Origin of the sequence: Sphingobacterium sp. Mn56C, from assembly GCF_049319645.1 — a bacterium.
GTDB lineage: Bacteria > Bacteroidota > Bacteroidia > Sphingobacteriales > Sphingobacteriaceae > Sphingobacterium.
Genome location: NZ_JBMOUC010000001.1, coordinates 396,704 through 419,666 on the forward strand (window position 1 = coordinate 396,704; position 22,963 = coordinate 419,666).

A 22,963-nucleotide genomic window follows, 5' to 3' on the forward strand; every position below is an offset into this window, starting at 1 on the left:
TTTTTTCAAGATGCTTTTGCATAAATCCGTTAATAAAAATCATTTTACAAAGTAAGCCCCTCTTAAACAGAGTATTGTTATGCAATACATGGACAAATACTGCCTTTGAATGCCAAACAATGCCACGATAATTAAAGCACCTATATATGTGCATTCCTTTGTACCTGTGAACCGATATAAGGCTGTAGATAGCTATGCAGGTAACAATGTAAATACGCAATTACACATATAGAGAAATAGAATTGTGCAGATGTAAAAAATTACAGACAAGAGTACCTGCTTATATGGTTAAGCACATAAATATTTAAGCACCTAAATAGGTTGGTTGGTAAAAACCTACACATCAATATAGATACGTATTCGGGTATATAGACAGTTCGCTACACACTTGCGCACCTGACTATTTCTATACAGAGCTATGAATATATGTGCAGTGCTAAGTAGCTAACAGCGGAAATACTAATATAAGTAAATAGATATATTAATAATTAAAAACAGTAGCAATATGAATGCAAAACACAAAACAGTATTTATCGCCTTTTCTTCTCAAAAAGGCGGTGTCGGCAAAAGCACTTTTACAACACTTGTTGCAAGTACGATGCACTATCGATTGGGCTTCAATGTAGCCGTATTCGATGCGGATTTTCCGCAGCACAGCCTGATGAAAATGAAAACCCGTGATCTGGCAATGGTAATGGAAAACGAGGCTTTGAAAAAGCTGGCATACAAACAATTTACCAGCATCAACAAAAAAGCCTACCCAATTATACAGCATAAAGCAGATAGCGTATTGGATGCGGCACAAGAATTTGTAGAAGCTTCTTCTGTTCCGGTTGATGTGGTATTCTTTGATCTGCCTGGAACAGTAAATACGCCCGGCATTCTGAAGGCATTGGCTGGAATGCATCACATTTTTACACCTATTACTGCAGACCGTGTGGTAATGGAAAGTACGCTCATTTTTACACAGCTTTTGCAGGACGTGATTATGAAAAAAGGGGAAACTGCAATACAAACCATAAACCTGTTTTGGAACCAAGTGGATGGAAGGGAAAGCACCCCCTTATATGGCGTGTATAATCAGCTAATTGAACAATTGGGATTAAGCCTGATGCAGAGCCAGATCAAGAACAGTACACGGTTTCGTAAAGAAAGCGAAGCGGATAGCAAAACCGTTTTTCGTTCTACCGTGATGCCTCCCGATGAACGTCTGATGAAAACCTGTCAGTTAGATCTGTTCATCAATGAATTTTTAAAAATCATTCAATGGTAGCCTTATGGAGAAAGATAATAAAAGAAAAGCGACGCCCGACATCAATGAAGAGTTGATGATGAACCTGATGGTTGATGGCATAAAGAAAGAGGGCTTACAGCTTCCACCTGAACATGCTGAAGAACCGCAAAAGGAAGATATTAAAACTAATGAGTTACCAAAAGAGAAATCAGCCGTTAAAGAAAAAAGCAAGGCGAAAAAGGTAAGTGATGCCGACTATGAAAATATCTTTTTCAGAAGGCCGGACACCAATGCCCGTGATGGGAAAACGGTTTATATCCGACCGGATTTTCACGAAAAATTATCACGTATTGTACAAGTAATAGGCGAAGATAAAATAACCATCTATGGGTATTTAGACAATTTACTTGATTACCATTTTCAGGAATTTGGAGAGCAGATTACAAAGAGTTTCAATGACAAATACAAACCTATTTTATAAGCTATGGAAACAGTAATTGTAATATGCCTCCTGATTGTTATTGCCTTGCTTGTGCAGGATAAGATTGTTAGCAGAAAAACATCAGAGCAAAAGCGGAAACAGGAGAAAGTAAATCCGAAGCTTCCTGATATTATGGGGCAATCGAAGCCCGTAAGAAGCCTTTCAGTGCCAAACACAGCCAATGAAAGCCAGTTAGTGGAACAAGAGATAAACCCTGATAATTTAGACATTGAATACGACGAAAACGAAAACCTAGGTATTCAAATTCCGCAGGAAGAACTGGAGGAAGTTTTCAAGAATACACCTGATTGGGAAGAAGAGGAAGAAGAATGGAACAGGTATGGGATAGTCCATGACGATAACGGTTTTGCTCAAGGGGTTACCTTCGATGAACTAAGCTCCGTAGGGGCTTTGCTCCAAAAAGAGAATTTGGAACAGGCTCAAAAGGAAACGGCGGCAGCCATAGTTCAGAAACTACAGGGAACCGAATTATTTAGCTTACTGGAAAATTCCATAGAAGGTGCATCCCGAAAGATTGCTGAGCTTTTGGATAGTACATTCTCAACTGAAACGGATGCTAGCTCTTCCAATTTTCGGAACAATGATTTGAGTGATTTTGATATTGGGGAGTTTGTATGACTCCCCAATATTAAAATCTGTTAATTTTTTCATATGATCAACTATTATAGATTTTCAAAAAATAGCTTTACATCAGATAAAGGTGTTGTATTATTAAAACTAATAATAACATTACCCTGTACAGAGCCCTCTCTAACCTCTATGTTCCCTGCGGAATGGTTATATGCAAAACATAAAGTTCTCTGCCCAACCTGTAGCCATAGTACATTTTTCATATCACCCTCACGCGACATAACACGAATATTGTCAGTTGTTCTCCAGATGATACCACCAGCGATTGCTAATGCAATTTCATTTACATTTTGAGCATGGTGGTCAGCCCGATTTAATACTCCGGAAAGGTATGCCCTAAGAATTTCAATATTTTGGATAGTTGTTGCCATATTAGTTGTTTAAAAATTTCAACAATTCTTGTGGTTGATTTAGCAGAAAACCATTTTTTTCAAGATTTTGACGTTGTTGATCGGTTAGATCAAATATCAGGGTTTGCTCCTGGCCATTTGCCTCTGCTTTTATCAACACAATGGAGCCAAGCTTAACTGCCACATTTGAGGTACCTTTTACACTTTCTAAAAGCTGGGCAGCTGCACCAACTTTTAAGCCATCAATTTCAGCTTGAACCTTTTCTATATGTGCTAGTTCTAAGCTTCTTTTGCCTTTTTGATATATTTCCTGAACTTCCTCACGCTTGAAAAAATCCTGAACCATTTTAATTCCTTTCTTTATCCAAGAACCTTGTTCGAATATACCTTCATCAGTAATTTTAAAACCTAATGCTTCAGCAAAATGGCTATATTTTACAAAAATGTTTTGGGCTACTATTAAGTCATCTGTAGAGAGGTAGATGTAGCCTTCAGCAATCTCAGTAATTGCATTTTTTGAAATGCTTTCCTTTAAGGTTCTCTCAAAATCGTCACACAATTGACTAAGAATATCCTTAGTTTCCCTTATAAAGAAATCACCTAACTCTTTATTCCGGATAGTAAATTTTCGGTATATTCTTGAGAAGTCAGCATAGATTTCATCCTGAGAGAATGCGGTACCATCGTCATTAATCTTTGCAACAAGTCTTTGACCAGTTTCATCTTGTTTAATAAACTCGAATAAGGATGTGATTTTACCTTCAAAATCCGCTATGAGTTCGGCAATTGCCTCTTCTTCCTGGTTTCGTTTCTCAATCACTTTGAGAATGTGGTATCTGTATTTCTTTTCACCTTGTCCACCAACTGGTTCAGCTATAGCGGATTTAGTACTACTAGGCTTAATTTCTTTAGGAGCGATTATACCAATTCGATTGTCAAAGTATATCTCTACATCATCAATAATTTCTGAATCTTTATTGATTTGATTATATAGTATGTTGTATTTACGCCAGAAATCTAATAGAAGTGTTTCGCTGTATTTTAAATCTAGTTCTATAACGAACTCAATCAAATTAAGAATCTTGAAATAGGCTAATATTTTTTCCTTTAACTTTTTTGCTTCTTCCTGAGAATTTCTGATGTAATCGTCCATTGCATCTTCTATGCTGATAATCAAAGAAACATCAGGATTTGAAGTATGATAGGTCTTAAAAGAAGGAAAGTTAGTTTTAAATATTGAATGCGTTTTTAATTCCTTAAACAAATCCACTAATTTTTCTTCATCGCCCAATGGATCAAAGTCAGAAACCACTACATTACTGAAATGCTCAAAAGCGGCTTTGATATTTTTTACATTGACGTTTTTATATGAAAAATCAATAATCTTGCAGTCATTCTTATACTTAGCCGTTCTATTGACCCTTGATATTGTTTGAATGGCATTAATTCCTTTAATCTCTTTGTCCAGGAAAAGGGTATGGAGTTTAGGTTCATCAAAACCTGTTTGAAGTTTATCAACAACGATTATTAATCCATTTTTTTTAATAGCAAAGTTTTGTAAGACTTTTTCTTCGTTTAGTCCAGCATTTAAACCAATAGCACTCCTATGTTCTTGGCTATCAGAATAAACTATATATATAGGTGCATCTGCAAAACGTTCATGTTTTTTATCCTTAACTAATTCCGAAAAATATTTATCGATGAAGCCTTTATATTTTATTGCAACAGGAATTGAGGAAACTGCAAGCATTGCTTTGGCTGTACCTCTTATATTAGGGTAAACCGATGAAAGCAAGCGTTCAACAATGAATTTGGAAATGGCCTCGATACGCTGTGTGTTCCCATATATCTTTTTTTTGCGTATTGCATATTTCTTTCCTTCCTCATCAACACCTGTATCCGTATCGTCGGGAATTTCTTCAAAGCCATAACCTAAATCGCCTTCAAAACCTTCGAGTTCGTTATCAGGAATTTCAAAAAACATTTTTGCGGAAACGGGAACTATACCTCTAATCGGGTTTAAAATGTAGCCATCTTCAATCGCTTCCCGCATGGTATAGCTATCAAATGGAATCCAAATTTTTTCAGATTCAGCATATTTGTTAAATTCTCCAAATCGGGCTAAAGTATGATCGCTTGGTGTCGCCGTGAAACCAATAATCAAGTTTTTCTTGGTATGCTGTACTTGATATTCTTTACTTTGATCAAAACTGCTTTGCAATTCATCAAATACACTTATCATTTCCTCATGCTGAACACCACTGTTACTCCTGTGGATCTCATCAATCAGAAAAGCTACTCTTAGTTGAGATAGTTTTTTCACTACCGCTTCATCTATGATATTGTTTACAGCGGAAAATTTTTGCAGATTGACAACGACAATTCTTTTATCGCTACTAAGAGCCGTCAGAAAACTTTTCTTGTCTGAAGCTTCAATGAACATTCCTTTTTGAATATTCATGTTATGTAACTTTGAATCAAGCTGGTCACGAAGCTGTAACCTGTCGACAACGAGCATCACTTTATCATAAACATACAAGCCATCTTTACGAAGGTCTTTTAGTTGCAGCGCTGTCCAGCCAATAATATTACTTTTCCCAAAACCTGCTGCATACTGCAATAAAAGGGAATAAACAGTTTTATTATTCTGATATTTCTGGCGTTTAGCGATCAGTTCTTTGATTTGGTTTTCACCAATTCCTTTAGCTCTCAATTCTACTTCCAGCTTGTTGATGAAATATTCCGGCTCATTTTCGTGTTCCAGAAATTCATTGATTTTAGAAAGAACTTTATCAGTTCCAAATTTTTGTTTTGGCCTTGGACTAATTAGTCTACCGTCATTATGTTTATATTCTTTGGTTTTACTACCTTCTTTTTTAATCAATTCACGCTCAATGAAATTATAATAGAGAATTTCTTTCTCTATCATTTTCTTGTCGTATAGGGCTTTAAAGACCTCCTCAAAACGCTTTGTTTTAGAGGCTTCTTTGTTGCGGAGTGGATATGGCTTAAAATCTTTTAGTATCTTCTTTTCATATTGCTCAAAATCATAACTACCATTCGCTACCGTAGCTTTAATTTCATCAAAATGATTTGAAATGTTGCGCATTACATAGGTTTCTGAAATATCGGTAGAAGTAATATGAATGGCCTTCTCAAATATTTTTAAAAAGTCTTTACGAATAGAAAAGGACAGGTCATTCTTGTCAGCAATAGTCAAATATTCCTGAACGGCATTCAGGTAATCATTACTAACTTTTCTTCTTCCGTTTTTTGTAGCTGTCTGATTTGTCCAATTGCTTTTTAGTTCGCTATATCCTAAGTAGATACCATTAAGAAAGAAAGATAAATCAGGTCTGAATGAAAAATGCTGCTTGCCTTCATACTTGAAGGTGTATGGCATTTCCTGTACTACTGAAAAAACGTTTTGATCGAACAGTTTATCTTCTTCGAACTCGCTACCACTCGGATAGAATAAATATAATTTTATACCTTCAAATGTGACCGATTTATTGGTATTGATAAAGATGGCCATATTCATAGACGATTTTACTTTTTCGTCGAGGAACAGAGTAAAAGCATTCAGTAGGTCCTTTTCAGTATTGAATTTCTTAAGTAGTTTTTTATAATTAGCTTTATTCAATTCCGTTTCTGAAATAAAGTGTTTTAAATCCTCAATAATGAAGAAATTAGGCGACACCGTATTGGCTTTCGCTTCTTTATAAAGAAGACCATCAGGTCTTTCGCAAAGAAAGTTGATAAGGTATTTATCTTGTAAGTCTAATTCTTTCATCTCAATCGTTAATTACTTTTATTTTACCGGTTACAACATCATTTATGAGCGTTTTTCGCAGTTCTTTTAATGTAGTTATTTGGCTTTCAATATTCCGGATAATTCTAGTTATAGTCGTTGACTTTTCGTCCAGATATTCTGCAATCTTTGTTTGTTCTTGCAAAGGAGGAAATGCAATTTTTATTATTGCCATTTCGCCATTCATAATTTTAGCTCCATTCGTATCTATTCGCTTATTATGTTTTGCGCTTAATTGAAGTGCATAAACTGCATAGTTTAAATCCAGATTTTTTGATTTGGGAATTAAGGTCCCACATACATTAGTACAATTGAATTTTCCCTTCCTACGAAACACAGTTCCTGCATTCACACCATCTGTTGTCCAAGTCAGTAAATCTTTGTCAAAATCATATGTGTCAATGAACCCTAGACAACCATCATTTTCTGTTTGAGAAGAATATACCGGGTATTTCCCATTTTCCTTTAATGCCTCTTGACTAATTACCCTCCCTCTACCTATGTGAAATTGATCTTTAACTCGAACTATTGACCAATGGCTTGGAATTGCATCAATGTATTTAACTCCACTTGCTTTTAGACTGATTTCATTATTACCTTCTGAAAGTCCTCTAAAAACAGCATTTTCTATTAATCTTCTATATAATTCTTGATAATAGGTTACTTTCTTTTTCAACAAGCTTATTTTTTTGTCAATGCCCTTGGTTCTAATTTCGAGGTAAGAGGCAATAATCGTTTGTTCTTTTAAGCTTGGTAATAGAATAGGTATGCTTAAAGTTTGTCCCATGTTTAACGCTTCCTTTGATGTGCCTGCCTGAATTAAATTTATATATTCTTTGACGGCATTTGATTTAAGATAGTATGAAAAATAGGGCACTAAAGGCTTTTTCGTTCTTATAAAAATAATGTGCTGATTAATATTAGCCATTGAAAGACTCTCTGGAACAACACAAGATCTTCCGATTGAAGCCCCAGTAATATTTATTAATATATCAAAAGGCTTCAATTGAGAACTTTTCATCTTTTGATGTGTTTCAACATCAATGAACGATACATCATCGATTCTTAATCCATCATCATAAATATTCTGGCTTCTTAAAAGGGGAACCCCCGCATCAACATAAACCTCGCTACCACCTTTAGGAGTAACTCCGCTTCCTATTTTTTCGGTAATATCTTTTGCTCTCAGTACTTTCCACGTCGAGGGTACTGAACCCAGCCAACCAATTTCTGAATCTTTATAAGAGGTATACTTCATCATATGGCTAGATCTTTTTCAAGTTTTTTCAATTCACTTTCTAATAATTCCAAATCTGAATTAATTTCAGCAATTTCTCTAAGCTTTTCAGGAATATAAAATACTTTATTGAAATTAATTTCCACCCCAATTACATTGTCTATATATTCATATGGCTTGGAAATATGCTTAGTCATAAACTCAGCAATAGATTTCTGGTTTTTAGTTTCAATTGGTGAGTATGTAATAATTTCATAGTCTTTTTGCAAATCTTTTGTTAGTTCAACTGTAATAACAATTGATGCACTTTTAGCTTTAGAAGCTTTTTTGAAAGTTGATTTAATTATAATTTTTCCACAGCCTAATTCTGTTTGCTTGCGACCAATCTCTTCAATAATTGTGTCTTTATCCGAATCATACCAATATGTAGCATTTTTTGTAAAGACTTTTAAGTTCTGATCTTTATAGTCAAGCACAGTAATAGTTGGTTTTATTTCCTCATTAAATTTTGCATCTAATGATGCGTACTTGGTCTTATCAAACGTTGTGATTTCAAAATCTGTCAATGTAACTGTGTTAGCTTCATCCATTATAGTTATTTTAACTGGATCGAGCTTGATAGATTTTATTTCTACTTTTTCGCTTTCTTTGGTTTCCTTATGGGGCATTTCAATGAATTTGCCATTTACATCTACATTAGTAAGCATAATGCTTTGCTTGTTGTAGTAGAAATGCCATTTATCGAATACTTTACAATATTCATTGTCTTTGAAATGGGTAAACGCTTTTACAATCTCAGTCCTGTTGTCGAGGTTCATTTGTTTACGCTTCTTACCTTTGCTCTTTTTCAGACCTTCGTAAAGCTCACTTGCATTGATAAGGATTACTTTATCTTTTCTGTCCGCTGGCTTATTTTTATTGAATATCCATAAATACGTATAAATACCAGTATTAAAAAATTCATCTGTAGGCATTTGAATAATACCTTCAACCCAATCATTGTCGAAAAAATGTTTTCTAATGGTACTTTCGCCACTTCCTGCATCACCACTAAAAAGTGTTGAACCATTGTGAACAACTACCGAAAAGCCATCATTAGCCAATTGGTAAAGAATATGTTGCGTAAACAAGAACTGACCATCTGAAATAGATGGAAGTGCTACGAAGCGCTCAGTAGTATCGTTTTGGATATCTTTTTGGTAGCCTTTCCAATCTACACCATAAGGTGGATTGGCCACTATTACATCAAACCGTTTTTCTATGAAAGATATATTGGTAAGCGTATTGCCGTATTTGATTTCAGAATCTGCCCTAAAACGACTTTCAATCTTGGCCAATGCATAAAGGCTATCGCTCCAGTCTTCCCCAAATGTTTTGGTGGGTCTTTTGAACTTCTCTTTAATTTTATCTTCTACACCAAAGAGTAAGTTTCCACCTCCACAAGTGGGATCGTATATCGTAAGGAACTTACCATTATCCTGAATTTTTGCAGCAATAAGTTCGGAGATAAGTGAAATAATATCGTCTGGAGTGTATTGCTCTCCAGCAGTTTCTGCTGATATGTCTGCCCACTTTCTTTTGATGTGTTCTTCAAGCGTGGTAATTTCAGAATTATTAAATGGAGTAAGATCTATTTCACTCCAAGCCTGCACAGTTTCAAATAATATCCTTTTCTTTTTGAGCTGACCACTTATTCCTGAAATATCAAGAAATTTTTCATCTTCTGTTCCCTTGTCTACTCCCAATAAATATTTAGTTTCAGGGTCAAAAGATTTTAAATAAAGATGAAAATCAGAATCAAAAGCTTTGTCATTTTTGCAAATATCTTTTAGAGATTTACCTTTTCTAATGATGTAGTCATTATATCCAAGTCCTGCCAGCTGAAACTCTTCCACAAAATCATCAATACTGTCTTTACCTATCTCTTCCGCTAATCTATTTGCTTCTCTTATCAACCTACTTTCTACCATCAATAGAGCAAAATAAGGCATCATATATTTAGGAAAGTCACTTTGTTTGATTCCTGCTCCAATAAGTAAATCGGCTGTACGCCAAACGTCTGATTCGTATTTCAGAATATTAATGCTCATACTTTTTTAATTCTTTTTTTACTATTTCTATAGCCTCGTCTGCTTGAGGCTCATTTTGTATCAACTCCAAAATTTGATCGGCCAACCAAATAGAAAACAGAGCATGTTTATCAGCATGGAGAAGCTCTGCAAGCAGACCTACCTGTTCTCTTTTTGCCTTCCGTTCGCCACGTTCAATTTTGCTAAACATGGGGGTGTCTATTTCGAGATTGGCGGCTAATTGCCGCTGCAATAAACCTTTGCCTTCTCTCAGTTCTTTTATCTTTTCACCGAAGTTCATGACTTTTCTTTGTTTGACTTGTCAAATTTTGGTAAATCTACGAAGAATATTAGATTATCCCGCAATCAGTGTCTATTTACAAACCATCAAATCGGCAATAATGAATTATTAAAAATTCATTTCACAAATTCGATTTTGAGATCACAATCTCTTTTAAGTTGCAATTTATTGATGCCCAATTTTGAGCATGAAGCCACTTAAAGCCAAATAATTCCTCTGACTGCCACTTTTTTATACCGCCTCATATTCCGAAACACCTTTGTTCCGAAAGCCCACATGGTGTGGGCTAAGGATAACAAATTAATGTGTTTCAATTATGGAAAAACAAAGAAAAAAAATGTTGCTGACAGCAATGGCGTTGCTGTTTGGAATTTGTGCTTTTGCGCAAGGAAATGGTTCTGCTGGCATTACAGAAGCTACTCAAATGGTAACTTCTTATTTTGATCCGGCCACCAAATTAATTTATGCAATCGGTGCGGTAGTAGGACTAATAGGAGGTGTTAAAGTTTACAACAAATTCAGTTCGGGTGATCCTGACACTTCGAAAACGGCTGCTTCTTGGTTTGGTGCCTGTATCTTCCTAATCGTAGCTGCTACCATTCTACGTTCATTCTTCTTATAAACCTTTGTTTTATGAATAGTTATAACATTAACAGAGGTATTGGTAGAACGGTAGAGTTTAAAGGTTTGAAAGCACAATACTTGTTCATTTTTGCAGGCGGGCTGCTCGGTACGCTTATCCTCGTGATGATACTGTATATGGCAGGCGTAAACTCTTATATCTGCCTGTTGCTCGGAGCAGGCGGAGCTTCGCTTATTGTATGGCAAACCTTTTCACTCAACCACAAACATGGTGAGCATGGGCTGATGAAAATCGGTGCAAGAAAAAGACATCCTCGCTACATCATCTGTCGCAAGCCCATAAACCGCTATTTAAAGTTCACTTCTAAACAGAATGCCGTATGAGAAATGTAACAAAGACTACCACATTGGAAAGCAAGTTTCCTTTGCTGGCAGTAGAAAACAACTGCATTCTTTCCAAAGATGCAGACATTACCGCCTGCTTTGAGGTTTGTTTGCCGGAACTGTTTACGGTCGCTTCGGCGGAATATGAAGCCATTCATTCTGCCTGGCATAAGGCTATCAAAACTTTGCCGGATTTTACAGTCGTTCACAAGCAGGATTGGTACATTAAAGAAAGCTACGCTCCAGATTTGGCGAAGGAAGACCAAAGCTTTTTGGCAAAGTCTTATCAACGTCATTTCAATGAGCGACCGTTCTTAAACCATTATTGTTACCTGTTCCTAACCAAGACTACTAAGGAAAGAATGCGCATGCAAAGTAACTTCAGCTCGCTTTGTAAGGGCTCGCTTATTCCAAAGGAGATCAGGAATAAGGAAACGATACACCGCTTTATGGAAGCTGTGGCTCAGTTTGAACGTATTGTGAATGATAGTGGATTTATAATGCTACAACGCCTGACCGAAGCAGAGATCATTGGTACGGATGAAAAGCAAGGATTACTGGAGCAATACCTTACATTATCAAGAGAAGCAGGAACCCCCATGCAGGATATTTCTCTGGGAGCTGAAGAAGTACGTATCGGAAATAAAAGATTGTCCTTACACACACTTTCGGATACGGACGATTTACCCGGGACGGTTTCGGCTGACACCCGGTTTGAAAAATTATCTACCGACCGTAGTGATTGTCGTTTGTCGTTTGCGGCCCCTGTAGGCTTGCTTTTAAGTTGTAATCACATTTATAATCAATATCTGTTTTTGGATAACAGCGAAGACAACCTACAAAAGTTTGAAAAGTCTGCAAGGAATATGCACTCACTTGCAAGGTACAGCCGTGCTAACCAAATCAACAAAGAGTGGATCGAAAAGTATCTGAACGAGGCTCACAGCTTCGGGCTATCCTCCATCCGTGCGCACTTCAACATTATGGTGTGGTCGGAAGACCCTATGGAGCTGAAACAGCTAAAGAACGATTGCGGTAGTGCATTGGCATTGATGGAGTGTAAGCCCCGCCATAACACTACGGATGTAGCCACATTGTATTGGGCGGGAATACCGGGCAATGCAGGCGATTTTCCGAGTGAGGAAAGTTTTTATACGTTTATTGAGCCATCTTTGTGTTTATTCACGGAAGAAACCAATTACCACAATTCACCATCTCCGTTTGGGATAAAAATGGCTGATCGATTGACGGGTAAACCTATTCATTTGGATATCTCGGATTTGCCCATGAAACGTGGGATTATCACAAACAGAAACAAGTTCATTTTAGGTCCATCGGGATCAGGAAAATCGTTCTTCACCAACCACATGGTCAGACAGTATTATGAACAGGGTGCTCATGTATTATTAGTGGATACAGGTAATTCCTACCAGGGGTTGTGTGAACTGATAAAGGGAAAGACCAAAGGCGAAGACGGCGTATATTTTACTTATACCGAAGACAATCCCATTGCTTTTAATCCTTTCTATACCGATGATGGCATATTTGACATCGAAAAACGAGAAAGTATCAAAACCCTCATCCTTACCCTTTGGAAACGAGATGACGAGCCACCAACACGCTCAGAAGAAGTGGCCTTATCCAATGCAGTAAGTGGTTATATCGAATACATTAAAACAGATAATGTGTTTCCTTCATTCAATGGATTCTACGATTATGTGAAAGGTGATTACCGAAAGGTTTTGACGGAAAAACAGGTTCGGGAAAAGGACTTTGATATTGCTAATTTCCTTAATGTACTAGAACCTTATTATAAAGGTGGTGAATATGATTATCTGCTCAACTCCGACAAACAGTTAGACTTACTTTCCAAACGCTTTATTGTGTTTGAAATTGATGCCATCAAGGATCACAAAATACTTTTTCCGATAGTGACAATCATCATTATGGAGGTTTTTATCAACAAGATGCGGAGACTGAAAGGCATCAGAAAACTAATCCTAATTGAGGAGGCTTGGAAGGCGATTGCCAAAGAAGGGATGGCTGAATACATCAAATATTTGTTTAAAACCGTCAGAAAATTTTTTGGTGAAGCTATCGTGGTAACACAAGAGGTAGACGATATTATCCAATCTCCCATTGTTAAGGAAAGTATCATCAACAATTCCGATTGTAAAATCCTGCTGGACCAGCGCAAGTACATGAACAAATTCGATGATATACAGGCTATGCTAGGACTTACCGACAAGGAAAAAGCACAGGTACTTTCCATCAATATGAACAACGATCTAAACCGAATGTACAAGGAAGTTTGGATTGGCTTAGGCGGAACCCATTCTGCGGTATACGCCACAGAAGTTAGTTTGGAGGAGTATCTCGCATATACCACCGAAGAAACTGAAAAGATGGAGGTTATGCAACTTGCCTCAGAACTGGACGGTAACGTAGAACTCGCCATTAAGCACATCGCTATGGAGCGGCGTGATAAATCAAATCAATAGTCATTAACAATCAAAATTTTAAGATCATGAAAAAGATCATTTATATGGTATTTACAGTCATCGCACTTGCTGTAACACCATCAGCAAAAGCCCAATGGGTGGTAACCGATCCAACTAACCTGGCTTCAGGTATCCTTAATAGTGCCAATGAAATCGTACAAACATCTTCCACCGTGAGTAACGTGGTAAAGAATTTCAAGGAAGTAGAAAAGGTGTATAAACAGGGTAAAGAATATTATGACAAGCTTCAGGCTATAAACAATCTTGTCAAAGATGCCCGAAAAGTACAACAGACCGTTCTTCTGGTCGGTAATGTGTCTGAAATGTATGTTACCAATTTCGGTAAGATGATGAACGATCCCAATTTCAAACCTCAAGAACTGGTAGCTATTGGCAATGGTTATTCTGCATTGCTCAATGAAAGTACCGAACTATTAAAAGAGTTGAAGCAAATCGTCAGTTCAACGAGCCTTTCATTGAATGATAAGGAGCGCATGGATATTATTGATCGTGTGTACAAGGAAGTTAAGGAATACCACAGTCTTGTACGATATTACACCAATAAGAATATTTCTGTTAGCTACCTGCGAGCTAAAAAGAAAAATGATGCCAAGAGAGTGTTAGACCTCTACGGAAATTCTAATCAAAAATACTGGTAGTCATGGAATGGAATAATCTTCACGAAGTCCTTCGATCGCTTTACGACGATATGATGCCGCTTGCAGGAGATATGGCGGGAATAGCTAAAGGCCTTGCAGGGTTAGGTGCGCTATTTTATGTAGCATTAAAAGTCTGGCAGGCACTGAGCCGTGCTGAACCAATTGATATGTTTCCATTATTACGCCCGTTTGCTTTGGGACTTTGTATCATGTTTTTTCCAACTATAGTACTTGGGTCTATCAATGCAGTATTAAGTCCAGTGGTAACAGGAACGCACAGCATACTCGAAGGCCAGGTACTTGACCTGAACAAATTGCAACAACAGAAAGACAAGTTGGAATACGAAGCTATGGTCAGAAATCCTGAAACCGCCTACATGGTATCGGATGAAGCGTTCGATAAGAAGTTGGATGAGTTGGGCTGGTCTCCCTCTGATATTGGTACAATGGCAGGAATGTATATGGATCGAGGCGCTTATCAGGTGGAAAAAGCGATAAAAGATTGGTTCCGCAATTTGCTTGAAATACTCTTTCAGGCAGCGGCACTGGTTATAGATACCATTCGTACTTTTTTTCTTATTGTCCTTTCCATACTTGGACCAATTGCTTTTGCAATTTCTGTATGGGATGGTTTCCAATCAACACTTACGCAATGGCTCACTAGGTATATCAGCGTCTACTTATGGCTCCCTGTTTCAGATTTGTTCAGTTCTATGTTAGCAAGAATACAATCCTTGATATTGGAAAGGGACATCTCCATGCTCGCTGATCCAAGCTATATACCAGACACCTCTAATACCGTGTATGTCATTTTTATGATTATTGGGATTGTCGGATACTTTACTATACCAACGGTGACAGGCTGGATTATTCAGGCAGGTGGTGCAGGAAATTTTACCCGAAATGTAAATCAGACAGCAATGAAAACTGGAAATATCGCTGGAGCAGGAACAGGTTCAACAATTGGAAACATTGGTGGCAAATTAATGGGCAAATAATAACAATTAATCTTAAAAGAAATGGAATTTAAAACATTAAGAAATATCGAAAACAGTTTTCGCCAAATCAGGTTGTACGCCCTTGTATTTGCCGTTCTCTGCATAAGTGTTGTAGGATATGCCGTATGGCGATCCTACAACTTTGCGGAGCTGCAGCGCCAAAAGGTTTATGTACTTGACAACGGAAAATCATTAATGCTAGCCCTATCACAGGATGCAAGTATTAATCGTCCTGTAGAAGCGAGAGAGCATATCAGACGTTTTCACGAGCTGTTTTTTACGCTAGCTCCAGACAAAAATGCTATTGAAAGCAATATGAAACGAGCATTTAATCTTGCCGATAAATCAGCTTTTGATTATTACAAAGACCTTTCGGAAAAAGGATATTACAATCGTATCATATCGGGTAATATTCAACAGCGTACCGAAGTCGATAGTATTTCTTGCAATTTCGATACCTATCCGTATGCTGTACGAACTTATGCTAAACAGTTCATTATACGCTCAAGCAACATCACAAAACGTAGTCTGGTGACGTCATGTTATCTCGTGAACTCCGTCCGCTCGGACAATAACCCGCAAGGTTTCAATATAGAAAAGTTTGCCGTGATAGAAAACAAGGATATTGAAGTGATTGAACGTTAAAATACAGGTCATGAAAAAAATCAGAGCAAATATAGATGAGTGGATTGAGAGGCTTGACCAGCGTTGGAGGATTTTACCTTTAAAAAAACAGCATCAATACATTCTATACTTCTTTATAGGATATCTACTGCTTACCGCAGGGGTCATTTGCAAAGTATGGTACGATACTTCAAAGTCCGGTAACGAGATGGTCATTGAGCATATAGAAAATCCCACTCTTAACAGAGTTAAAAATCCTGCAAGAATGCAGGATACCTTATCAAGAAAAATCAAAAAATAAGATTTATGAAAGAAATTGAGCATAAAAAAACGGTTATTCGGGTAACAGAAGGAGATCCGAAAGAGACCGCTGATGTGCAGCAAGACAGCACTCAGAATAAAATGGACAAACTTAAAAAGCCATTAATATTCGGCTTAATGAGTATTGTATTCCTAGGTTGTATATACCTCATTTTTAAACCATCAGAAGATAAAAAGAAAACTGAACATATCGGATTAAACGATGCCGTTCCAGAAGCTACTGGTACAGGAATGCAGGAAGATAAGCAAAAGGCTTATGAGCAGGAAATGCTAGAGCAGAAGGATGCCGAAAAACGTGGTGCACTAACAACACTCTCTGATTATTGGAATACAGATGACAGTCAAAAAACTGCTGGTGAGAAGATGAAAGATGAGGATATATATAATGGCAAGAAATCTGAAGGATATGGAACCCCTGCACTTAATAGTTACCGTAATACACAATCTGAATTGAGTTCATTTTATCGCGAAGACAATTCTGAAACGACGCAACTTCGAAAGCAGCTGGCTGACTTAAAAGAAAAGCTGGCTGAAAAGGATATGATACCTAAGCCTGTGACTGTAGATGACCAATTGGCACTAATGGAAAAATCTTATCAGATGGCTGCAAAATATCTTCCGTCTGGAACAAATCAAGGACAGCCACCAACATCAACAAACTCTACAAAAACGGATACAGTTACACACAGGGTTGCATCAAATACTCCAAAAGAATATTTTGTGCCGTTTGCACCAACTAAGAAAAATGCCGTATCCGCCTTGTATCGGGAGCCTACCAATAACGAGTTTTTATCTACTTGGAGTGAAAGCAGAAACAGGGGGTTTTACACTGTTGGTTCGGTAGAGCAAATTGTACAGCCCAAAAATAGCGTTAAAGCCTGTATACAGGAAACACAAACCATTATTGGTGAAAGCGGTGTGCGTATCCGATTACTGGAGCCTGCGCAAACAGCTAACCGTACTATTCCGCAAGGAGCTATCGTAACTGCTATTGGCAAATTCCAAGGAGGACGTTTACAGCTAAAGGTTAATTCCATAGAACTGGACGGGAATATCATTCCTGTAGACATTACCATTTATGACCTCGATGGCCAGCAAGGCTTGTACGTTCCTTATTCGCCAGAAATGAATGCACTTACCGAAATGGCTGGCAATATGAGCCAAACGGGTGGTACTAGTATAATGCTTACACAGAATGCCGGACAGCAAATTGCCGCAGATCTTAGCCGTGGCGTTGTTCAAGGTATTTCAGGGTATTTCTCTAAAAAAATAAGAACGCCGAAAGTTACACTAAAGGCAGGATACCAGATATTCCTTGTTTCCAAAAAATAAAAATATTCAACTCAAATAATTTAGAAAATGAACCCTATTCTGTAAAAGGGAATAAGCTTCATTATCATTAAAAATAAATATTAAAACAATGAAAAATCATTTAAAAACTTTTTGGGTATTTACCATAATACTTGGATTTTCTATACAATCTTATGCCCAAGATAGCTTAACAACGAAACTTGCTTTAGGCAAGATTGAACCATACCGAATGGAAGTCACCTACGATAAAACTTCACACCTGATATTCCCGACCGCCATTCGTTATGTGGATCTTGGTAGTGAATACTTGATTGCATCAAAAGCGGATGATGCAGAAAATGTACTCCGTGTTAAGGCATCGGTAAGGGATTTTGAACCGGAAACCAACTTTTCAGTTATTACGAATGATGGTCGTTTTTACAGTTTTAATGTGCATTACAGTTCTTACCCTGATGCCTTAAGCTATAATCTGCTGACAATGCAGAAAGCAGTTGATAAAACTAGCGGAAACGATGTTCTTTTTGAAGAATTGGGGAACAATTCACCATCTCTGGCAGGTTTATTACTGGAAACCATTTACAAAAAAGATAAGCGTATTGTAAAACACATCGGGGCTAAAAGCTTCGGTATTCAGTTTATACTAAAAGGAATTTACATACACAATGGTAAATATTATTTCCATACCGAACTTGCAAATATTAGCAATGTACCTTTCCAGATTGACTTTATCAATTTCAAGGTTGTCGATAAAAAAGTAGCTAAACGTACTGTAGTACAAGAAAGATCTTTGATACCACTTCGTACATACAAACCATTGGAAGAAGGAATTAGTGGAAAATCTATTGGAAAAAATGTGTTCTTATTGGATCAGTTTACCATTGCCGATGATAAGGTTTTACTGATTGAAGTTTTCGAAAAAGATGGAGGTAGGCATCAAACGCTTCAGGTTGAAAATTCGGATTTAATCAAGGCTCGTCTGATTGACGATATGCATCTGAAGTTTTAATAACACTTTAAAATCAAAGCAAAAAATGAAAAAATATATCTATACCGTCATGCTTATCATAGCTAGCATAACGAGCAGTCAGGCACAACGAATGCTTCCCAAACAAAAAGGACTGGAAGTAAATACTGGTGTATTATCCAATGATAAAATCGGTAATGACTATTATATCAATATTGGAATGACCGTCAATGGCAAAAATGGAAACTACCAACTTTGGGCGTTGGAATATACCCACCAATACCACGACTACAAAAATTTAAGCATTCCGCAGGAAACCTATAGTGCTGAGGGTGGTTACAGTTTCTACTTACTGGGGGATGTCCGTAAGAACATCTCGCTGAATTTAGGAATAACAGGCGTAGTCGGCTATGAAAGCATTAACCGAGGTGAAGCAATGTTGTATGACGGAGCGAAAATACTGAGCAAAGATAATTTTATCTACGGAGCGGGCGGGCGGCTCACATTAGAAACGTACTTGTCAGACCGTTTTACATTAGTGATACAAGGGCGTACAAAAGTCCTTTGGGGTACGGATCTGAAGGAGTTCCGTCCTTCCGCAGGTGCTGGAATAAGGTTTAATTTTTAAAACGTAAAATAATGATAGTTATATTTAATAAACTCAGAGCTAAATTAGTACCTGTATATATTCTCTTGGCAATCCTCACTGCTTCGGTTACGTTGGTATCTTGTAGCAAAGATAACGACCTCGAAATACAGAACGATTTTCCTTTTGAAATCAATGTAATGCCAGTACCTAAAGACGTTGTTAATGGGCAGACGGTAGAAATCAGAATAATGATACAGCGTAAAGGGAGTTACCACAATACAAAGTATTACATACGCTATTTCCAATTTGACGGCAAAGGAACATTGCAGTACAACGATGAACAGCCTTATTTACCCAATGACCTGTATCAATTACAGACAGAGCAATTCCGATTATATTACACTTCGGCATCGATAGTATCACAATCGTTTGATGTTTGGATTTCGGATAGTTTTGGGAATGAGAAACGAATTAGTTTTCAATTTAATAGTAAGGATTAATTAAAATTTTAGACATGCAAAAGTCGGCTATTAAAGGTCGACTTTTGTTTTTAGGACAGGATGTTTTTGTTTAAATTTACTTGATACAAAAGGAATTAAAGATGGATGCAGTAACTTCTCAATTAGTCATTGGTATTATTCCTACGGTTGTAGGAATAGGTTTAATATATTGGATAAACCGTAGAAAATTTTACAGACGAAATGGAATGGGTGCAGAAGGATTTTCGAGTTTTGAAGCATCTGTTTTTGTCCGATTTATAGAACGTATCGGTAAATGGATCGCCTACATTTTAATTATTCTTGGTGTAGTTACCATTTGGTCTTATACACAAATGAAAAAAGATAAACAGGGAGTGAAAATGGAATATCCTGCCCAAGTCAAATAATCATTTAGAAATACAGTATAAAAGAAAATCGGATAGCTCAAAATGCTATCCGATTTTTTTTGTTTAAGCCAAACAATACCTTTTAATGCCAATGACTACAGCATCAAGTAAGGGCATACAAAGTATTTATAATTTAAACTTTCATTGAAAAATGCAGCAAACTATGGAAGTTATCGCAATACAAAAATCCGCACTGGACGGATTGACAAATGAGTTAAAAGCAATTTTGGAGCTAACCGAAAATGCCACTAGGAAATATACTCCGATTTTCAATAAAGAAAAATGGCTGGATAACCAGGAAGTATGCTTAATGATGAACATTACCAAGAGGACTTTACAAACCTATAAAGACAAAGGGCTACTGCCTTATTCCAGACTGAACCGTAAAAATTATTATAAACACTCCGACGTTCAGGCTTTACTTGAAACTAAACAAACTAATAAGACATAAATCAATGGATTTACTAACGAATGACACGGAAGTAATTATTGCCCATCAAGAAATGATAATGCAGTTACGATATCGCATCGAGGATATACTTAAAAACTATCGCCCTGTGATGAATGGAGAAATATATCTGTCAGGTGAAGAAGTCTGTCAATTGCTCCATATTAGTAAGCGAACATTACAGCAATACAGAGATGACCAAATTTTGCCGTATATACAGATTGCTGGTAAGATAATTTACAAGGAGAGTGATATTCTGATCACCTTGGAGCAGAATTATATAGGAATAATAAAAACAGTTTATAATCAATTTTAGAAGGAACATGCAGTCCTATCAAAATGACTTTAGTATATTTGTGTAGTAAAATATAGAAAATCTTAAAGTGTTTTTGCTTTAAGTCCCACATTGAAAACTGGTAATTTTTAGACAACGGGACGATAAGGAAGAACGCTCATGCCATAGGCGTGGGCGCTCGCTTATTCGTTGTCGGGTATACCAGTGCCTCAATGTCGGTAAGTTGTAGTTGCCTGCGCTTTCTTTTTTGTGTAGGATCACCATAAACTTAAAACTGATATGGATATGGAAACCAGTACCGCAAAACCAAAAATCACCCTAGCTTTTATTAATGACAAAAATTCGATTTTAGATTTAATCTGTAAAGATCTGACAATTTCAGGTTTTGAAATTATGTTCCGATCTGAAACAATCGAAGATGGATTGTCTCAATTAACTACCTTGAAAGAACTTCCTAGAGTTTGTGTCATCGATCTTAATTTTTACGATAAGCAGATACTGTCACAACTTCAAAAATTAAGACTGGAATATCCTACAATCAAACTACTTTCTCATAGTGATATTGACAATGAGAAAGTAGGTAAAGCTCTTTTAGATATTGGTTTTTTTAGTTGCTTATTAGTTGGCAGTGATATTGATGATTTTAAAAGAGTTATTTACAAAACTGTCAATGGGCTGTAGATATTTTAGTATGGGAGTAAGTTGAAATTGAACAGAAGAATTATACTGATTAAATTAATATTAAGTCAATAAGATTATTCCTTTTGCTTTAGAATATTCTTTAAGCGCTTCACAAGTTTCGTAATCCTCATTTTCAATCGCTATTTTGTTAATTCTTTTTAAGATATCAATCGTTGGTTGATTTTTTATATTAATTAAAAATTCAACTATCTTTTCTTTGTCATTTATATTTCTGATTATAGTGGATATTCCGCTAGCTAATTTATCTTGTACTTCATTATAAAGTTTGTCCATTTCTGTTTGAAAATTCATTGGTTCTATTTATTATTCTTCATTTACGTTATAAGGATGAAAATCTTGAATACTTCCGTTTGGTTCAATTACAAGTCTATAGTAATGTCCGTCTATATAAACTGCTCTTTTACCTATTCGTCTAAATGGCAATTCTGGATTTTGTTCAAAATGACTTTGAATTTCATCAGTAACTGTTTCAACAACCATTTTTATCAAATATTTAATGTCGTCAAATTTGTATTGAAAAACAGTTTTTTCACCTGAAAATTTTTCTCCAATTTGAGTTTCTGCAACGTGTCTTGCGTAAACGTGAACAAATCTTTCGAAAGAAAGATAAATAGGAATTTTACCAAACCCAATTATATCTTCTTCAAATTGATAACAGCATTTTCTTAATTCCTCAATTTGTGTTTTAAAATTTTCAGTTATTAAATTGATATTTTCTCCTGATTTCTGAATTTCTTTATCGATTACGTCTTTCTTGTAGAATATATTCTCAATTTTTAGTTTGGCAAATTCTTGAATTTGTTCTTCTTGAATACTTAATTCTTGAAACTTAGAGTCTAACTCTACAAGTCTAACTTTTTTCAAAAAATCTGCATTTCTGTTGTTAATATTCAAAAAATCTTCTAAATCTATTCCTAATCCAAGATGGGTTCTTAAACCCCAATATTCTATCTCTTGATTAGGTGTGAAAGGTTGTCCAGATTTATAAATAGAATTTAAAAAACCAAATCTCAATCTATTTAATTCTTGCCAACCGTCAATTTTCGGTGCTTGGATTGTAATTTGATTTGGAATTTCTTTTGTTCCTTTTTCCGAAAATCTATTTTTCCTTTGTCTATTAAATGAAGAGATTACATTTATATTACTTGCTTGAATTCCATATCTGTCAAGTATTTCAATATTTTCAGTACTTAATTTTTCGATTGATGAAGGGCTAAACTTTATTTTCGTATCAGTTCTTGGTACTTTTACACTTTGTAAAACATCTTCATATTTCTTCCTTTCTTCAAGTGTGTACAAAAACACTCCCATTAATCTATTTCCAAACCGATTATATTCGTCTGAATTGAACTTAAATTCGAGAGTTACAAAAGTATCGTATTGTCCATACATTGAGTATATTTCTTCTGCTGAAAAGTTCATTTCGGTATCAGTTTTTAATTAAAATTTTTCTTAGTGCCAAATTTAAGAAAATAAAATCTTGTTTAAACAGTAATTAAATCAAATCCATTATCAACCAAGCGACGTTCTTTTGCTTCTTTTCTTTGGTCGCTGTGTGAAAAGAA

At 36.2% G+C, this 22,963-nt stretch carries 25 protein-coding genes; 18 read left to right on the plus strand and 7 right to left on the minus strand.

The window, feature by feature from the left end:
- The first annotated feature begins 505 nt into the window (after nucleotides 1-505).
- The 3 genes from ACL9RF_RS01785 to ACL9RF_RS01795 are packed head-to-tail and all read left to right on the plus strand — an operon-like array spanning nucleotide 506 to nucleotide 2,354.
- Nucleotides 506-1,273 carry a ParA family protein gene (locus ACL9RF_RS01785; RefSeq protein ID WP_422798880.1) on the plus strand — a complete coding sequence of 256 codons (768 nt, stop codon included), beginning with the start codon at nucleotides 506-508 and terminating at the stop codon, nucleotides 1,271-1,273.
- A 4-nt stretch (nucleotides 1,274-1,277) separates the two neighbouring features.
- Nucleotides 1,278-1,715 (plus strand): DUF3408 domain-containing protein, encoded by a 438-nt coding sequence (locus ACL9RF_RS01790; RefSeq protein WP_422798881.1) that lies wholly within the window; start codon nucleotides 1,278-1,280, stop codon nucleotides 1,713-1,715.
- A 3-nt stretch (nucleotides 1,716-1,718) separates the two neighbouring features.
- Nucleotides 1,719-2,354 (plus strand): conjugal transfer protein TraD, encoded by a 636-nt coding sequence (locus tag ACL9RF_RS01795; RefSeq protein ID WP_422798882.1) that lies wholly within the window; start codon nucleotides 1,719-1,721, stop codon nucleotides 2,352-2,354.
- Between the two features lie 44 nt (nucleotides 2,355-2,398).
- On the opposite strand, the gene ACL9RF_RS01800 is transcribed toward ACL9RF_RS01795, so the two are convergent.
- From ACL9RF_RS01800 to ACL9RF_RS01820, 5 genes are read right to left on the minus strand one after another with little or no spacing between them, the layout of a single operon-like run.
- Nucleotides 2,399-2,737, minus strand: coding sequence for a hypothetical protein (locus ACL9RF_RS01800; protein WP_422798883.1), 339 nt, complete (start codon nucleotides 2,735-2,737; stop codon nucleotides 2,399-2,401).
- 1 nt (nucleotide 2,738) lies between these two features.
- Nucleotides 2,739-6,509, minus strand: a complete 3,771-nt coding sequence (locus tag ACL9RF_RS01805; protein ID WP_422798884.1) for a DEAD/DEAH box helicase family protein — start codon at nucleotides 6,507-6,509, stop codon at nucleotides 2,739-2,741.
- A gap of 1 nt (nucleotide 6,510) precedes the next feature.
- Entirely contained in the window at nucleotides 6,511-7,788 is a 1,278-nt protein-coding gene (locus tag ACL9RF_RS01810; RefSeq protein WP_422798885.1) for a restriction endonuclease subunit S, read from the minus strand.
- Nucleotides 7,785-9,854 carry an HsdM family class I SAM-dependent methyltransferase gene (locus tag ACL9RF_RS01815; protein WP_422798886.1) on the minus strand — a complete coding sequence of 690 codons (2,070 nt, stop codon included), beginning with the start codon at nucleotides 9,852-9,854 and terminating at the stop codon, nucleotides 7,785-7,787. The genes ACL9RF_RS01810 and ACL9RF_RS01815 overlap by 4 nt, the downstream gene beginning before the upstream one ends.
- Nucleotides 9,844-10,134 carry a helix-turn-helix domain-containing protein gene (locus ACL9RF_RS01820; RefSeq protein ID WP_422798887.1) on the minus strand — a complete coding sequence of 97 codons (291 nt, stop codon included), beginning with the start codon at nucleotides 10,132-10,134 and terminating at the stop codon, nucleotides 9,844-9,846. The genes ACL9RF_RS01815 and ACL9RF_RS01820 overlap by 11 nt, the downstream gene beginning before the upstream one ends.
- A gap of 316 nt (nucleotides 10,135-10,450) precedes the next feature.
- On the opposite strand from ACL9RF_RS01820, the gene ACL9RF_RS01825 reads away from it, so the two are divergent.
- The 15 genes from ACL9RF_RS01825 (at nucleotide 10,451) to ACL9RF_RS01895 (ending at nucleotide 21,377) form a co-directional block, all read left to right on the plus strand.
- Nucleotides 10,451-10,756 (plus strand): DUF4134 domain-containing protein, encoded by a 306-nt coding sequence (locus ACL9RF_RS01825; protein ID WP_422798888.1) that lies wholly within the window; start codon nucleotides 10,451-10,453, stop codon nucleotides 10,754-10,756.
- A gap of 11 nt (nucleotides 10,757-10,767) precedes the next feature.
- On the plus strand, nucleotides 10,768-11,100 hold the full coding sequence (locus ACL9RF_RS01830; RefSeq protein ID WP_422798889.1) for a DUF4133 domain-containing protein: 333 nt from the start codon (nucleotides 10,768-10,770) through the stop codon (nucleotides 11,098-11,100).
- Nucleotides 11,097-13,601: a TraG family conjugative transposon ATPase gene (locus tag ACL9RF_RS01835; RefSeq protein WP_422798890.1), complete on the plus strand. Its 2,505-nt coding sequence runs from the start codon at nucleotides 11,097-11,099 to the stop codon at nucleotides 13,599-13,601. The genes ACL9RF_RS01830 and ACL9RF_RS01835 overlap by 4 nt, the downstream gene beginning before the upstream one ends.
- 26 nt (nucleotides 13,602-13,627) lie before the next feature.
- Nucleotides 13,628-14,260, plus strand: coding sequence for a DUF4141 domain-containing protein (locus ACL9RF_RS01840; protein ID WP_422798891.1), 633 nt, complete (start codon nucleotides 13,628-13,630; stop codon nucleotides 14,258-14,260).
- Nucleotides 14,261-14,262: 2 nt separating this feature from the next.
- Nucleotides 14,263-15,258, plus strand: a complete 996-nt coding sequence (traJ, locus tag ACL9RF_RS01845; protein ID WP_422798892.1) for a conjugative transposon protein TraJ — start codon at nucleotides 14,263-14,265, stop codon at nucleotides 15,256-15,258.
- A gap of 21 nt (nucleotides 15,259-15,279) precedes the next feature.
- Entirely contained in the window at nucleotides 15,280-15,903 is a 624-nt protein-coding gene (traK, locus tag ACL9RF_RS01850; protein ID WP_422798893.1) for a conjugative transposon protein TraK, read from the plus strand.
- A gap of 10 nt (nucleotides 15,904-15,913) precedes the next feature.
- Complete coding sequence (locus tag ACL9RF_RS01855) at nucleotides 15,914-16,183, plus strand: nitrogen regulatory IIA protein (protein WP_422798894.1); 270 nt, start codon at nucleotides 15,914-15,916, stop codon at nucleotides 16,181-16,183.
- A gap of 5 nt (nucleotides 16,184-16,188) precedes the next feature.
- On the plus strand, nucleotides 16,189-17,535 hold the full coding sequence (traM, locus tag ACL9RF_RS01860) for a conjugative transposon protein TraM (RefSeq protein WP_422798895.1): 1,347 nt from the start codon (nucleotides 16,189-16,191) through the stop codon (nucleotides 17,533-17,535).
- 88 nt (nucleotides 17,536-17,623) lie between these two features.
- Nucleotides 17,624-18,520, plus strand: a complete 897-nt coding sequence (traN, locus tag ACL9RF_RS01865; RefSeq protein ID WP_422798896.1) for a conjugative transposon protein TraN — start codon at nucleotides 17,624-17,626, stop codon at nucleotides 18,518-18,520.
- Between the two features lie 25 nt (nucleotides 18,521-18,545).
- Nucleotides 18,546-19,106 carry a conjugal transfer protein TraO gene (locus ACL9RF_RS01870; RefSeq protein WP_422798897.1) on the plus strand — a complete coding sequence of 187 codons (561 nt, stop codon included), beginning with the start codon at nucleotides 18,546-18,548 and terminating at the stop codon, nucleotides 19,104-19,106.
- A gap of 11 nt (nucleotides 19,107-19,117) precedes the next feature.
- On the plus strand, nucleotides 19,118-19,567 hold the full coding sequence (locus ACL9RF_RS01875; RefSeq protein ID WP_422798898.1) for a DUF3872 domain-containing protein: 450 nt from the start codon (nucleotides 19,118-19,120) through the stop codon (nucleotides 19,565-19,567).
- Between the two features lie 101 nt (nucleotides 19,568-19,668).
- Nucleotides 19,669-19,953 carry a molybdenum ABC transporter permease gene (locus ACL9RF_RS01880; protein WP_422798899.1) on the plus strand — a complete coding sequence of 95 codons (285 nt, stop codon included), beginning with the start codon at nucleotides 19,669-19,671 and terminating at the stop codon, nucleotides 19,951-19,953.
- Between the two features lie 163 nt (nucleotides 19,954-20,116).
- Complete coding sequence (locus ACL9RF_RS01885; protein ID WP_422798900.1) at nucleotides 20,117-20,404, plus strand: helix-turn-helix domain-containing protein; 288 nt, start codon at nucleotides 20,117-20,119, stop codon at nucleotides 20,402-20,404.
- Between the two features lie 4 nt (nucleotides 20,405-20,408).
- Complete coding sequence (locus ACL9RF_RS01890) at nucleotides 20,409-20,717, plus strand: helix-turn-helix domain-containing protein (protein ID WP_422798901.1); 309 nt, start codon at nucleotides 20,409-20,411, stop codon at nucleotides 20,715-20,717.
- Nucleotides 20,718-20,981: 264 nt separating this feature from the next.
- The gene (locus ACL9RF_RS01895; protein ID WP_422798902.1) at nucleotides 20,982-21,377 is read left to right on the plus strand and encodes a DNA-binding response regulator; all 396 of its coding nucleotides are present in this window, start codon (nucleotides 20,982-20,984) and stop codon (nucleotides 21,375-21,377) included.
- A gap of 60 nt (nucleotides 21,378-21,437) precedes the next feature.
- On the opposite strand, the gene ACL9RF_RS01900 is transcribed toward ACL9RF_RS01895, so the two are convergent.
- Entirely contained in the window at nucleotides 21,438-21,689 is a 252-nt protein-coding gene (locus ACL9RF_RS01900; RefSeq protein WP_422798903.1) for a hypothetical protein, read from the minus strand.
- A gap of 12 nt (nucleotides 21,690-21,701) precedes the next feature.
- Nucleotides 21,702-22,820: a hypothetical protein gene (locus ACL9RF_RS01905; RefSeq protein WP_422798904.1), complete on the minus strand. Its 1,119-nt coding sequence runs from the start codon at nucleotides 22,818-22,820 to the stop codon at nucleotides 21,702-21,704.
- Nucleotides 22,821-22,963: the final 143 nt, after the last annotated feature.